General features: G+C 68.9%; 12 protein-coding genes. 5 read left to right on the top strand and 7 right to left on the bottom strand.

Annotated elements, in window-relative coordinates:
• Positions 1-4 precede the first annotated feature (4 nt).
• The gene (gene lpdA / locus LQ566_RS12435) at positions 5-1,405 is read left to right on the top strand and encodes a dihydrolipoyl dehydrogenase (RefSeq protein ID WP_231092028.1); all 1,401 of its coding nucleotides are present in this window, start codon (positions 5-7) and stop codon (positions 1,403-1,405) included.
• Positions 1,406-1,535: 130 nt separating this feature from the next.
• Here the strand turns inward: lpdA and LQ566_RS12430 are convergent, their stop codons facing one another.
• The 7 genes from LQ566_RS12430 to LQ566_RS12400 form a co-directional block, all read right to left on the bottom strand.
• Entirely contained in the window at positions 1,536-1,925 is a 390-nt protein-coding gene (locus LQ566_RS12430) for an MmcQ/YjbR family DNA-binding protein (RefSeq protein ID WP_231092027.1), read from the bottom strand.
• 31 nt (positions 1,926-1,956) lie between these two features.
• Entirely contained in the window at positions 1,957-2,574 is a 618-nt protein-coding gene (locus LQ566_RS12425; protein WP_231092026.1) for a CYTH domain-containing protein, read from the bottom strand.
• Between the two features lies 1 nt (position 2,575).
• Positions 2,576-2,791: a response regulator gene (locus tag LQ566_RS12420; protein WP_231092025.1), complete on the bottom strand. Its 216-nt coding sequence runs from the start codon at positions 2,789-2,791 to the stop codon at positions 2,576-2,578.
• A gap of 36 nt (positions 2,792-2,827) precedes the next feature.
• Complete coding sequence (locus LQ566_RS12415) at positions 2,828-3,805, bottom strand: hypothetical protein (protein ID WP_231092024.1); 978 nt, start codon at positions 3,803-3,805, stop codon at positions 2,828-2,830.
• A gap of 59 nt (positions 3,806-3,864) precedes the next feature.
• Positions 3,865-4,836 (bottom strand): alpha/beta hydrolase, encoded by a 972-nt coding sequence (locus LQ566_RS12410; RefSeq protein WP_231092023.1) that lies wholly within the window; start codon positions 4,834-4,836, stop codon positions 3,865-3,867.
• 129 nt (positions 4,837-4,965) lie between these two features.
• Positions 4,966-5,553, bottom strand: coding sequence for a prepilin peptidase (locus LQ566_RS12405; RefSeq protein WP_231092022.1), 588 nt, complete (start codon positions 5,551-5,553; stop codon positions 4,966-4,968).
• A 246-nt stretch (positions 5,554-5,799) separates the two neighbouring features.
• Positions 5,800-6,108: a DUF1905 domain-containing protein gene (locus tag LQ566_RS12400; RefSeq protein ID WP_231092021.1), complete on the bottom strand. Its 309-nt coding sequence runs from the start codon at positions 6,106-6,108 to the stop codon at positions 5,800-5,802.
• A gap of 48 nt (positions 6,109-6,156) precedes the next feature.
• On the opposite strand from LQ566_RS12400, the gene LQ566_RS12395 reads away from it, so the two are divergent.
• The 4 genes from LQ566_RS12395 (at position 6,157) to LQ566_RS12380 (ending at position 13,155) form a co-directional block, all read left to right on the top strand.
• Positions 6,157-7,302: a serine hydrolase domain-containing protein gene (locus LQ566_RS12395; protein ID WP_231092020.1), complete on the top strand. Its 1,146-nt coding sequence runs from the start codon at positions 6,157-6,159 to the stop codon at positions 7,300-7,302.
• Between the two features lie 107 nt (positions 7,303-7,409).
• Complete coding sequence (gene imuA' / locus LQ566_RS12390; protein ID WP_231092019.1) at positions 7,410-8,165, top strand: DnaE2-dependent mutagenesis accessory factor ImuA'; 756 nt, start codon at positions 7,410-7,412, stop codon at positions 8,163-8,165.
• Positions 8,162-9,712 (top strand): DNA polymerase Y family protein, encoded by a 1,551-nt coding sequence (locus LQ566_RS12385; RefSeq protein ID WP_231092018.1) that lies wholly within the window; start codon positions 8,162-8,164, stop codon positions 9,710-9,712. Before imuA' ends, LQ566_RS12385 begins: the two co-directional genes overlap by 4 nt.
• A complete protein-coding gene (locus LQ566_RS12380; RefSeq protein ID WP_231092017.1) occupies positions 9,712-13,155 on the top strand; it encodes an error-prone DNA polymerase in 3,444 nt (1,147 codons plus the stop codon). Before LQ566_RS12385 ends, LQ566_RS12380 begins: the two co-directional genes overlap by 1 nt.
• Positions 13,156-13,290 lie beyond the last annotated feature (135 nt).

The following is a 13,290-nucleotide window of genomic DNA, read 5'->3' as shown; positions in this document are numbered from 1 at the left end:
AGGCATGCCTCACTATGACGTCGTCATCCTCGGCGCGGGCCCCGGCGGATACGTCGCGGCCGTGCGAAGCGCTCAGCTCGGACTGTCCACCGCGATCATCGAAGAGAAGTACTGGGGAGGCGTCTGCCTCAACGTCGGGTGCATCCCGTCGAAGTCGCTTCTGAAGAACGCCGAGATCGCCCACACGCTGACTCACAAGCTGGACTTCTTCGGCATCTCCGGTCAGAACATCTCCATGGACTACGGCGTGGCCTGGGATCGCTCACGCGAGGTGGCCGACGGCCGCGTCAAGGGCATCCACTACCTGATGAAGAAGAACAAGGTCACCGAGTACGACGGCCGTGGCACCTTCACCGATGCCAACACCATCTCGGTCGCGCTCAGCAAGGGCGGCGAGGAGACGGTCACGTTCGACAACGTCATCATCGCCACCGGCTCGACCGTGCGCCTGCTGCCCGGCGTGCAGCTGAGCGAGAACGTCGTCACGTACGAGAAGCAGATCCTCACGCGCGATGTCCCTGAGTCCATCGTCATCGTGGGTGCGGGTGCCATCGGCATGGAGTTCGCCTACGTGCTCTCCAACTTCGGCGCCAAGGTCACCATCATCGAGTTCCTCGATCGCGCCCTCCCCAACGAGGACGCCGACGTCTCGAAGGAGATCCAGAAGCAGTACCGCAACTACGGGATCGACATCCTCACCTCCACCAAGGTCGAGACGATCACCGACAACGGTGGCAACGTCACGGTCACCTACACCGGCAAGGACGGCCAGGCCGGCTCCATCGACGCATCGAAGGTCCTGATGTCGGTCGGATTCGCCCCGAACGTCACCGGCTACGGCCTGGAGAACACCGGTGTCGCCCTCACCGACCGCGGCGCCATCGACATCGACGACCACATGCGCACCAATGTGCCGCACATCTACGCGATCGGTGACGTGACCGCCAAGCTGCAGCTGGCCCACGTCGCCGAGGCCCAGGGTGTCGTCGCCGCCGAGACCATCGGCAACGCCGAGACCATGACGCTCGGTGACTACCGCATGATGCCGCGCGCCACGTTCTGCCAGCCGCAGGTGGCCTCGTTCGGCCTCACCGAGCAGCAGGCGAAGGACGCCGGCCACGAGATCAAGGTGGCGACCTTCCCCTTCATGGCCAACGGCAAGGCTCACGGCCTGGGCGAGCCCGTCGGTTTCGTCAAGGTCATCGCCGACGCGGAGCACCTGGAGCTCCTCGGCGCTCACATGATCGGCCCGGACGTTTCCGAGCTTCTGCCTGAGCTCACCCTCGCACAGAAGTGGGATCTCACGGCCTGGGAGCTGGCGCGCAACGTGCACACGCACCCGACGCTGTCGGAGGCGCTGCAGGAGACGTTCCACGGCCTCACCGGCCACATGATCAACTTCTGATCGATCACACTGAGGGCGCTGTCCGGGAATCCGGGCGGCGCCCTCAGCGCATCACGCGCGTTGCGCAGTGGTCGTGCGACGGTGACGGGCGGTGCCGGCTGCTTCGGTAGCGTGGTGGGCGATCTCGCCCTCAGCCCGCCGAGCGGTGCGCGAATCTCGCCGGATCGACCGGCCGGTCGCGCCGAGGGATGCCCTCGAGGACGAGCACGTAGGACTCGGTGACGAGCTCGCGCAGCAGCTCCTCGTCGAGGCTTCCTCCGGCGTACACCGTGATCCAGTGCTTCTTGTTCATGTGATAGCCCGCGGTGATGTCCTCGTATGACTCCCGCAGAGCACGTGCGTCCTCCGGCGCCGACTTGAGCGTCACATGAACCTCGCCGCCGCGTGCCCCCTGCAGCATGAAGACCTTCCCGCGGACTTTGTAGACGTCCCAGTCCGGCCCGAAGGGATGAGTGAGTTCGGCACCGGGAAGCTCGTCCGCACGCCGGGCCGCCACCTCGTGCAGGTCTTCCGCGCGCATGCCGGCTCCTCTGCCTTCTCCGTGACCGTGTTCAGTGGCCGAGTGCGCGGGCCAGCTTCGATGCGGACGACGCCGGTCGTGCGCCCGCTCCATGAGCGAGCAGGGTGGCCGCGGCGAAGAACTCGTCCCGCTCGCCCCGATCCGCCGGAGCGGCAGGGCCGAGCTCGACCTCCCATTCCCGCCAGGCGCGCGCCTGCCCTGACCGGAGATCCTCCGCCTCGACGTGGTCGTCCACCATCTCGGCGATGACCCCGCCTTCGCCGTCACGCAGCTCGAACGCGTGGCGTTCGTTACGGATCCGCGCCAGCGGAACCAGCGGCTCCTCGGTCCACTCGGCGGCAGCCTGCCGCACGGTGTCCGGAATGTCGATGCCAGGGGTGATCGGCCAGTGCAGCTCCACCCGCCCGCCGTCGACGATCGGCCCCTTCAGGTGCCAGCCTTCGTCGGGTCCACCCGTGCGGCGCCGGATGGCCACGCCGGATCGTGCCAGCGTTCCCGACGCTGTGTCCAGATACAGCGCATCCAGCGGGCGGATCTCGGGCCCCACGACCTGATGGACGCCCGGGAGGACGCTCCAATCCGGAAGCGGAGTCGTCGTGTCCGCGTCGAAGGTGACCTCGATCTCGAAACTGCGCTGCGGACCGGCCACGTCAGTCGTCGGAAGGATTGATGGGCTCGGTGTCCTCGACGAAGTGGAACTCCGCCGTCGTGGCGCCGTCCGATGCGCCGGTGTTCTCCAGGGCGCCGGCGCGACGGTACACCACCTGTCCCTCGGTGTAGGGCAGGATCAGCTCATCCTGGTCGGCATCGTCAAGGGGCAGGAGCTGGCCGTCGAGCGGGCCACCGGAAAGTCGTGCAATCGCCATGGCCACATGCTACTCCCGGGCATCGACATCGCCCGGTCATCGCTCCGAGGATCCGGCGAGCCGGAACAGCATCGCGGCGGCCGCGTATCGGGCGCGTCCGAGCGGAGTGCGCGGGTCGTAGCCCAGCGCCTGGGTCAGCGCCTCATGTCGCGCCTGCACGCTGGAGTGGTGCATGCCCAGTGCCGCCGAGGCCGAGCGCATGCTCTCGGCCTCGGCGAGCGCTCGCAGCACGAGCTGTGAACGCTCGTCCAAGGCGGCCAGCGCGACGACATCGGCGGGAAGGTGATCGGGATCGAACGCACGCGCCAGCAGCAGCAGTGAGCCGAACTCCGCGGCGTCGACGATGCGGTCCCGCTCGTCGGCAAGACGTAGAGCGATCAGGGCCGCATCCAGGGACTCCGGGGCATGATCGGCGCGCACCACCGTTCCCAGACCCCATAGGCCCGGCGCCGCGGGCGTGACGAACTCTCGATCCAGGCGCACGCGTACCAGCGCCCGCCGCGTCGGCACGATGATCGTGTCGGCGAGCGCCTCGGAGGCATCGGCGGACGTGGCCACCACACGGATCGGGGTCCCGGGCTCGATGCGCAACCGCGCCAGCGCGGCGACCCGTTCCACCTCACCGGTTGCGGCATCGATGACCGCGTCGATGCCGCCGGGCGCGCGACGACGGGACTCGCTGAGGGCGATGCCGAGCGCCAGCCGCTCCAGGATGACATCGTCGAGTGGGGCGGGCCCGCCGTCCCGTTCGATCCAGGCGCTCCACTCGCCGCCGTCGATCCGCGGCGACCCGTCCGGCGTCTCTTCCTGCGGCGAGCGCCCCTCAGGGTCACGGCGGATGACACGTCCGCGTACGGCGGCTCCCGCCACCGCGTTCGCCATCACCGCGGCCCCGCGCAGGAGCGCGTCGACCGAGACGCCACGGGAGATGAGCACATCGAAGTACGAGACGATCCGCAGGCTCTCACTCGCCTCGGGATCGATCGTTCGGAGGTTTCCGGCCAGTCGCTGCATCTGCGCTCCCTCGCGCTCGCACGCCAGTCTATCGATCCGTCCGCCGCGCTCCCGGCGGATCAGGCTCCGATGAGCCGGGCCACCCAGGCGTTCCGGGCAGCCGTCGCCGCCTGCGCCAGAGCGGTGTGCCCGGCGAGCATGTCGAAGCCATGGAATCCGCCGGCCCACACGTGCAGTTCGGCCTGCACACCGTCGCGCCACAGCGATGTGGCGTAGGCGGCGTCCTCGTCGCGGAACACTTCGGCCGAGCCGCAGTCGATGTACGCGGAGGGAAGGCCAGTGAGATCGGTGGCACGTGCGGGAGCGGCGTAGATGGAGACGTCGTCGCCACCCCGTCGCTCCCCCAGCAGCGCCGACCAGCCGGTCAGATTCGCAGAACGGACCCAGGTGCCGCGGTCGGGGTACTGGTGGGTGGAGGCGGTGGCATCGCGATCGTCGAGCATCGGGCAGATGAGGAGCTGGCCGATCAGCGCCGGCCCCTTCCTGTCACGGGCCATCAAGGCCATCGCCGCCGCGAGACCCCCGCCCGCGCTTGCACCGGCGACCAGGATCCGGGCCGGGTCGATGCCCAGTTCGGCGGCGTTCTCCGCGGTCCAGATGAGCCCGGCGTACGCGTCCTCCGTGGGATACGGGTCGGGGAATTCCGGCGCGAGGCGGTACTCCACCGTGACCACGACGGCGTCGTGCTCCACGATCCACGGGATCAGCTGCTCGATGCCCACCAGGCGATCGCCCACGATCATGCCGCCGCCGTGGGTGTGGAAGATGCCGGGCCCGAGGCCGGTGTGATCCGCCCGTGAGAGAACGGAGACCTCGATCTCCTCACCCCGATATCCGGGGATCGTCACATCGCGCCTGCTGATCCCGGCCGCCGCGAGGGCATCGGCGACCCGGCTGTCGCCCTCCTGCAGGGCGCCCTGTCGCATGAGGGTGATGGTCTCCGGAGTGACCGGCGGGAGTTGCTCCTGCACGAGGGTGAGCACCGCTTCGGATTCGGCATCGAACGGAGGACGGACGAGGGTGTCGGACATGGGGAACTCCTGTGTTCTCACGCTGGGTCTCGCGCCCGGGAGGGCGTTTTCCCATCATGAGCCGCATTCGGACGGGCGAGAACCGCCGAATGCGGCGAAGTGAGCGCCGTACGTCCGCCAGGTGCGCGGTCATCGCAGCAGCAGGCCGCACCACCCACCCAGAATGAGAAACGGACCGAAGGGAACGGCCTGATGCGCGCGCAGTCGTCCGAGCGCGAGGCCCCCGAGCGCGAAGGCTCCCGCGCTGACGAAGGCCGCCGCGAAACAGAGGGCGAGCGACTCCCAGGACGCCCAGGACGCGAGCGCTCCCACAAGGCCGGCGAGTTTCACATCACCGCCGCCCACCCCGCCGGGGCGCAGCAACGACAGCAGAAAGAACGCGAGGAACGGACCGAGCGCCCCTCCCGCCGCTCGCAGCACAGCGGAGCCGTCGCCGTCCTGACCCCAGCCGATCAGCACGCATGCCACCAGCGCGGCAAAGCTCGAGAGCATGATCGTGTTGGGCAGACGGTGCTCGGTGATGTCGATCACGGTGAAGGCGGCGCCCGCCACCGCGAGGACGAGGACCGCGACGACACCGACCAGCGGGGATCCCGGAAGCGGCAGCCGGCCGCGGATCATGGCGTCCAGAGCCAGGACGAGCGCGCCGAGGCTGAGCGGAGCCGTGGCGATGGCGACGAGGACTCTCCGGCGGGTCTGCGTGCGGGGTGCGCTCATCCCGGGAGGATAGGCCGCTGCACGCAGCGGCGAGACCGCCTGTGGACAACGAAAATCGCCCGTCCGGAACCGAGGGGGTCGGCGTCGGACGGGCGAAGCCGGGAGGAACGATCTCGGCCTGACCGTCACTCCTGCTATCGCCTTCGGGTGGCGACTCTCGCAGCGCAGGAGAACGAGTACTCCTCCGAGTATGAGACTTTTCTCATGAACTTGCAAACGCTCCCAGGAACCTCAGCCCGGCCCAGATCACGGGAGGACGAGGTCGATGACCACGCGCACGTCCGCTTCCGGCTCCAGCCCCTCGGCCACGCGCACCTCCTTCTTCACGGGAAGGACATACTCCTGACCCACGCCGGGGATCTCCCGCTGCGGGAAGATCGAGGTGCGCCACCGGGTGACACCGATGGTCGCTTCGACCTTGACCGCGCCGAATCCACGTCTCATCCGGGGCAGCTCGGCGATGTCACCGCCGAGCTCGGCGGGAACCGTGACGAAGTACCAGTCCGCCGTACGCGCCTCCCAGCGCCAGAGCGGAGCGTCGAATTCGAATCGCATGCTCTGATCCTGACGCACACCGCCGACACCGCGACATAGGCTCTGCTCATGCGTGCAGAGGCTGTGGACAGGGCCGTCCAGGATGCGGTGGACGAGGGCATTCCGGGGATCATCGCGGGCGTGACGGGCATCGACGGCGTCCGGCACCTGACTGCGCGGGGACGGCCCCGGGCCGACGAGCCCGATCCGCTCCGCGCCGATGGGATCATCGCCCTGTACTCGGCGACCAAACAGGTGACGGCCACTGCCGCCCTGCAGTGCATCGAAGACGGCCTGTTCGCATTGGACACCCCGGTGGCTCGACTGCTCCCGGAGATCGAGCGCGTGGGGGTGCTGGAGAGCGTCGACGCGGACGGGACACCGCACACGCGTCCACCTCGCACCCCGATCACCGTGCGCGATCTGCTGCTGCACACATCGGGTTTCGGGTACGACATGTTCGACGAGCGCCTCGCGCTGCTGGCCCGCTCCCGGGCCGGCACCACGACCCCGCTGCGCGATTCCCTGTTTCAGCCCCTGCTGCACGACCCCGGCGAGCGGTGGACCTACGGCATCTCGATGGACTGGCTGGGACTGGTGATCGCCGCCGTGCGCGAGCAGCGCCTGGAGGACGTCCTGCGCACCCGGATCTTCGAGCCGTGCGCGATGACCGACACCTCCTTCGACATGCCGCCGGAACGTGCCGCACGCCTCGTGCCCGCACACCGGCGGCGCAGCGACGGCACGCTGCGCCCCTCCCCGGCGATTCCGCCCGTGCGCCCCGAGGTGGACATGGGCGGACAGGGGCTGTTCGGCACGGTCGCCGACTACCTGGCCTTCCTGCGGGCCTGGCTCGGGGACGGCGCCGCGCCGGCAGGACGCGTTCTGCGACCGGAGACGATCTCCTGGGCGGTACAGGCGATGCCGGGCGTGACGGTGCACCCGTTCACGTCCGCGATCCCCGCGCTCACCCGGCCCGTGGACCTCTTCCCCGGCAGGGCGAAGTCCTGGGCGGTGTCGCTGCTGCGCCTGGAGGAGGACCTTCCCGGTGGCCGCCGGGCGGGCTCCCTGTCGTGGGCGGGACTGGCCAACGTGCACTTCTGGATCGATCGCGGCAGCGGCATCGCCGCCGTCTGGAGCGCGCAGCTGCTGCCCTGGTTCGATGATGCGGCGGAGCGGGGCCTGGACGCCTTCGAGCGCGCCGTGTACTCCTGACGCCCGCTCATCGATCGAATCCGAACGCCGGGCAACAATGTCCGACGTTCGAATTAGTGTGCTCGTATCGCGTTGCGATATTCGAACATACTTTCTAGGATCGATCCATGGCACTGGCACGAAAAACCGATCTCGGCGACCTCGCCGCCGAGATCGAGCGCCTGCAGGGCCGCATCGACACCATGCAGCGACGCCGTGCCGACACAGCCCTGGTGCCCGTCTCCGAGGAGCTCTCCTCGTTGTTTCCCGGAGGCGGCCTTGCCCCCGGTTCCGTCTACGCTGTCGATTCCTCCACCAGTCTGCTGCTGGCGCTACTGAGCGAAGCGTCGCGCGCAGGATCCTGGTGCGCGGTCCTCGGCATCCCCGCACTCGGCACGGAGGCGGCTTCCGCCTATGGCATCGCCCTGGACCGTCTCGCCCTCATCCCCCGGCCCGGCGAGCGCTGGATGTCGGTCGCGGCCGCTGTCTCCGAAGTCATGCCGCTGATCGTCGTCCGCCCGCCGACACGCCCCCGCGACGCCGAGGTCGCACGATTGAGCGCACGCCTGCGAGACCGCGGCAGCGTCCTGGTGATCGACGGCGATTGGTCGGGCGCGGATGTGACACTCCGTCTGGACGATCCGCACTGGGACGGACTCGGCGCAGGGTACGGCCTGCTGCGATCGCGCACCGTCACGGTCACCGCACGAGGACGCCGCTCGTCCGGAACACGACGCTCGCGTGTCCAGCTTCCCGGACCGACAGGGGCCCTGCACACCCCGCAGCCTCCCGTTCCCGTTCCGTTCACCTCCTCCGTCATCGGAGAGGACGAGCTCGCCACCCGCCGCGATGAACGCGTGCTCGCATCTGCGGGGGCACGATGAACACTCCCGAACGCACTCTCGTGCTGTGGTTTCCGGACTGGCCGGTCACGGCGTATTCGCTGAGCCTGCCACAGCCCTGGGATCCCGCCGCCCCCGTGGCGATCATCCGCGCCAACACGGTCATCGCATGCTCCGCATCCGCCCGCGCGGAAGGAGTACGACGAGGAAGCCGCCGCCGCGACGCACAGGCCGCCTGCCCGTCGGTCCATCTCGTCGCCGACGATCCGGATCGCGATGCACGATTCTTCCAGCCGTTCATCGCCGCCGTCGAAGAGCTCTCCCCCGGCGTCCAGCTGCTGCGCCCCGGCCTGTGCGCCTTGCGCGCCCGTGGCCCCGCCCGCTACTACGGCGGTGAGGACGAGGCGGCTCGCGTTCTTCTGCGCGTGCTTTCCCAGCATGGTGCACCGGGAGTGCGGGCGGGAGTCGCGGACGGCCCCTTCACGGCCGAGCATGCGGCGCGGGCAGCCGCGGCGGACGATGTCCACATCGTCGCCCCGGGAGACTCCGCCGAGTTCCTGTCCCCCCTCCCGGTAACGGTGCTCGACGAGCCCGCACTGGCCGACTTCCTGGCTCGGCTCGGAGTGCGCACTCTGGGCGAGTTCGCCGCACTCGATCCCACCCGCGTCCATGATCGTCTCTCCGAAACCGGCGCACGCCTGCAGACGCTGGCCGCCGGAGCGGACTCGCGTCCGGTGACCAGTCGCACCCCGCCGCCGAAACTGTCCCGCGAGGTCTCCTTCGAGCCGCCCCTGGAACAGGCGGATCAGGTCGCGTTCGCGGTGCGCACCACAGCGGACGCGGTCATTCGGGCGCTGGCCGATGTGTCCCTGGTGTGCACCGAGCTGCGCATCGAACTGCACGATGATCGTGGTCACATCGCAGAGCGCATCTGGCTGCATCCCTCGTGCTTCGACGCCAGCGGGATCGTGGATCGCGTCCGATGGCAGTTGCAGAGCTCGTGGGAGGCGTCCGAACCGCTGCTGGCAGGAGGCGTCTGCCGGGTCAAGCTCATCCCCGAGGCTGTCGACGATGCCGCGCACCATCAGCCGGGCCTGTTCGGCCAGGGCACCGATGCCCGCTTGCACCATGCCCTCTCCCGTGTGCAGGGAATCCTCGGCCATGAGGGGGTGCTGGTCGCCGCCGCTTCGGGCGGTCGTCTGCTCGCCGATCGGCAGTCCCTCATCCCCTGGGGCGATCGTGCGGTCCTCACGCGGGATCCGCACCGCCCGTGGCCTGGACGGATGCCGGACCCGCTGCCGACGACGGTCTTTCGTGAGCGCCGCTCCGTCCGCGTGCTCGGGCATGACGGGGAGCAGATCGAAGTGGACGAACGCGGTGTGCTGAGCGCAGAACCGGTGATGCTCCTCCATGACGACTCATCGCGTCATGTGGAGGGGTGGGCCGGCCCCTGGGCGCTGCGCGAACGGGAGTGGGACGCGGAGAACGCCGTCCGCGCTCACCGCCTGCAACTGCTGTGTGCCGACGAATCCGCCTGGCTCGTACTGCGAGACGAGTCCGGATGGCGCGTGGAAGGGAGGTATGACTGATGGGATTCTCCAACCCGCCGATCTCCTGGTCGAAGCTGGAGAAGGTGCTGAGCGGCACTCGGGAGACTCCCGTACCGGCCGGAGCCGATGGCGGGGACAGCCCCGCATGGAGCCGGCACCGCGGAGCCTATTCGCCCCCGCCCGTGGTGCGTCCTGAGGACGCGCTGCCCTACGCCGAGCTGCACGCCCACTCCTCGTTCTCCTTTCTGGACGGAGCCTCCTCCCCCGAAGAGCTCGTCGAAGAAGCGGAACGGCTCGGACTTCATGCCCTTGCCCTCACCGACCACGACGGCTTCTACGGCATCGTCCGCTTCGCCGAGGCTGCAGAGGCGACGGGCGTCAGTACGGTGTTCGGTGCGGAGCTCTCCCTCGGGCTGCCGGGCCCGCAGAACGGGCAGGCCGATCCGGCGGGAGCGCATCTGCTCGTGCTGGCTCGCGGCGAAGAGGGGTATCACCGGCTCGCAGGAGCCATTACGCGAGCCCAGCTGCGCGGTGGCGAGAAGGGCCGCCCGGTGTACGACCTCGACGAGCTCGGTGCACAATCCGGCGGCGAGTGGGCGGTGCTCACCGGATGCCGCAAGGGCCTCGTCCGGCAGGCACTGGAGGGACCGGATTCCCCGTTGCTCGGCCGGCTGCTCGGAAAGTCCGCTACCGGCGCCCCCGGTGTCGACGGAGCATCCGCGGCGCTGGAGCGACTGTCCGCGCTGTTCGGGCGTGACAACGTGCACGTGGAGCTCACCGATCACGGCGAACCGGAAGACACCGTGCGCAACGACACCCTCGCCGCGCTGGCCGCCCGGCATCGTCTCCCCACTCTCGCCAGCAACAACGTCCACTACGCCCGCCCCCGGCAGTCGCACCTCGCCTCCGCCGTCGCCGCAGTGCGTGCGAACCGGAGCATGGACGAACTCGACGGCTGGCTTCCGGCACACGGCGGAGCGCATCTGCGTTCCGGAGCGGAGATGCACCTGCGCTTCACGCGGTATCCGGGAGCGGTGGCACGCACGGTGACCCTCGCCGACGAGCTCGCCTTCCCCCTGCGTCGCGCCCGCCCGGCGCTTCCGAAGCAGGACGTTCCGGAGGGGCACACCCCCATGAGCTATCTCCGCGAGCTGGTGCACGGTGCAGTGCCTCGGAAGTACCCGCATGCCGATGCCGCGGTCATCCGGCGCATCGACGACGAGCTGGCCGTCATCGAGCAGAAGGATTTCCCGGGCTACTTCCTCATCGTGTACGGCATCGTGCAGGAAGCGCGCCGACGAGGAATCCTCTGCCAGGGACGCGGATCGGCTGCGAACAGCGCCGTCTGCTATCTGCTGGACATCACCGCGGTCGACGCGATCAAGTACGACCTGCCCTTCGCCCGCTTCCTCTCCTCCCTCCGCGATGAGGAGCCCGACATCGACGTGGACTTCGACTCCGATCGTCGCGAGGAGATCATCCAGTGGGTGTACGGCGAGTACGGTCGCGAGCGCGCCGCGCAGGTGGCCAACGTGATCCAGTACCGCCCGAAGAACGCGGTGCGCGACATGGCTCGGGCACTGGGGTACTCCCCCGGCCAGCAGGATGCCTGGTCCCGTCAGATCGAGCGCTGGGGCGCTGATCTGTCCAGTGAGCAGAACCACGACATCCCCGGCCAGGTGGTCGAGTACGCCACCGAGCTGCTCAAGGCTCCGCGCCATCTGGGCATCCATTCGGGCGGGATGGTGCTGACGGACCGGCCCGTCGGGGAGGTCGTTCCCGTCGAGCATGCGCGCATGGCGAATCGCACCGTCATACAGTGGGACAAGGATGACGCCGCATGGATGGGGCTGGTGAAGTTCGACCTGCTGGGGCTCGGGATGCTGGCGGCGCTACAGCACTGCTTCGACCTCATCGAGCAGTCCACGGGCGAGGTCTGGAAACTGGAGACCATCCCCAAGGAGGAGCCCGCGGTCTTCGACATGCTGTGCCGCGCTGACTCCATCGGCGTGTTCCAGGTGGAGTCGCGAGCCCAGATGGGACTGCTGCCGCGCCTGCAGCCGCGGCGGTTCTACGATCTCGTCATCCAGATCGCCCTGATCCGTCCCGGTCCGATCCAGGGTGGTGCCGTGCACCCGTTCGTGCGGCGCAAGATGAAGCAGGAGAAGATCACCTACCCGCACCCCAAGCTCGAATCCGTGCTGGAGCGGACCCTGGGGATCCCGGTCTTCCAGGAGCAGCTCATGCAGATGGCGATGGCCATCGGCAACTGCACCGGTGAGGACGCCGATCTGCTGCGGCGCGCGATGGGATCCAAACGCGGGCTGGAGCGCATCGATTCGCTGAAGGAGAAGCTCTACGCCGGTATGCGCGAGAACAACCTCAGCGATGAGGCGGCGGATGCCATCTACGCACAGATCCAGGCATTCTCGAACTTCGGTTTCGCGGAGTCCCATTCGATTTCGTTCGCCCTGCTGGTCTACGCCAGTTCCTGGATCAAACTGCACTATCCGGCGGCGTTCCTGGCCGGGCTCCTGCGTTCTCAGCCGATGGGCTTCTACTCGCCCGCGTCTCTCGTCACCGACGCCCGCCATCACGGGGTCCAGGTGCTCCGTCCTCACCTGGAGCTGTCCGGTGCGACCGATGGGGTCGAGCTGATCGGCGATGACCCCACGGCCACCGGGCTCGATTCCTGCCTGGACGCCACCCAGCCCCCGGTGGGGCTGTTCGATCGCGAAGCACCGGATCGCTCCGTCGCCCATCGCCGGGATGGAGCGTGGGCGGTGCGGCTGGGCCTTGCCGGGGTGAAGGGCATTGGAGCCCCCACCGCCCGCCGCATCGTGGCAGAGCGTCAGGCCCGCGGGAGGTTCGCCGACCTGCACGATCTGGTGCGTCGCACCGGCATCACCGCGGTTCAGGTGGAGTCGCTCGCCACCGCCGGCGCCTTCGAGCATCTCGGCATGAGCAGACGCGAGGCGCTGTGGCAGGCGGGTGCTGCCGCGGAGGATCGTTCCGAGTACCTCCCCGGGACGGCGATCGCTGTGCAGCCGCCCCTGTTCGCCGATCCCTCCGCCTACGAGACTCTGGCCGCAGATCTCTGGGCCACCGGCGTCTCCACGGACGATCATCCGATGACGCACTTCCGCTCGGTCCTGAACGATCGCGGTGTGCTGCGTTCCTCTCAGCTGCGCACGCACGAGACCGGTCGTCGGGTGCTCGTAGCGGGCCTGGTGACGCACCGGCAACGCCCGGCGACTGCCTCCGGCATCACGTTCCTGAATCTGGAGGACGAGGACGGACTGGTCAACGTGATCTGTTCACAGGGCGTGTGGAACCGCCATCGTCGCGTGGTGCGCGACTCCCCCGCTCTCATCATCCGCGGCATGCTGGAGCGTTCGCCCGAAGGTGTCACGAACATCCTCGCCGACGATTTCGAAGATCTGAGAGTGGGCGTCTCGCATGCCTCCCGCGACTTCCGCTGATCAGCCGCCGTCGCCGATGTCCCGGGTGTCCCCGCCGCCCGCGCCACGACCGCTCGCACGGGACGACGATTATCCCCAGCCGGCCGCGCCTCGACCGGAATCACCCCAGCCGGCCGCGCCACGCCGTGACCACCC

The organism is Microbacterium nymphoidis (assembly GCF_021044885.1).
Taxonomy (GTDB): domain Bacteria; phylum Actinomycetota; class Actinomycetes; order Actinomycetales; family Microbacteriaceae; genus Microbacterium; species Microbacterium nymphoidis.
Note: the sequence above shows the minus strand (reverse complement) of the source record. Positions and strands in the feature narration are given on the sequence as shown.

Coding starts and splice junctions, on each gene's coding strand:
- lpdA (WP_231092028.1), top strand. CDS start 5: ATGCCTCACTATGACGTCGTCATCCTCGGCGCGGGCCCCGGCGGATAC.
- LQ566_RS12430 (WP_231092027.1), bottom strand. CDS start 1,925: ATGCGCGCGGAAGACCTGCACGAGGTGGCGGCCCGGCGTGCGGACGAG.
- LQ566_RS12420 (WP_231092025.1), bottom strand. CDS start 2,791: ATGGCGATTGCACGACTTTCCGGTGGCCCGCTCGACGGCCAGCTCCTG.
- LQ566_RS12415 (WP_231092024.1), bottom strand. CDS start 3,805: ATGCAGCGACTGGCCGGAAACCTCCGAACGATCGATCCCGAGGCGAGT.
- LQ566_RS12410 (WP_231092023.1), bottom strand. CDS start 4,836: ATGTCCGACACCCTCGTCCGTCCTCCGTTCGATGCCGAATCCGAAGCG.
- LQ566_RS12405 (WP_231092022.1), bottom strand. CDS start 5,553: ATGAGCGCACCCCGCACGCAGACCCGCCGGAGAGTCCTCGTCGCCATC.
- LQ566_RS12400 (WP_231092021.1), bottom strand. CDS start 6,108: ATGCGATTCGAATTCGACGCTCCGCTCTGGCGCTGGGAGGCGCGTACG.
- LQ566_RS12395 (WP_231092020.1), top strand. CDS start 6,157: ATGCGTGCAGAGGCTGTGGACAGGGCCGTCCAGGATGCGGTGGACGAG.
- imuA' (WP_231092019.1), top strand. CDS start 7,410: ATGGCACTGGCACGAAAAACCGATCTCGGCGACCTCGCCGCCGAGATC.
- LQ566_RS12385 (WP_231092018.1), top strand. CDS start 8,162: ATGAACACTCCCGAACGCACTCTCGTGCTGTGGTTTCCGGACTGGCCG.
- LQ566_RS12380 (WP_231092017.1), top strand. CDS start 9,712: ATGGGATTCTCCAACCCGCCGATCTCCTGGTCGAAGCTGGAGAAGGTG.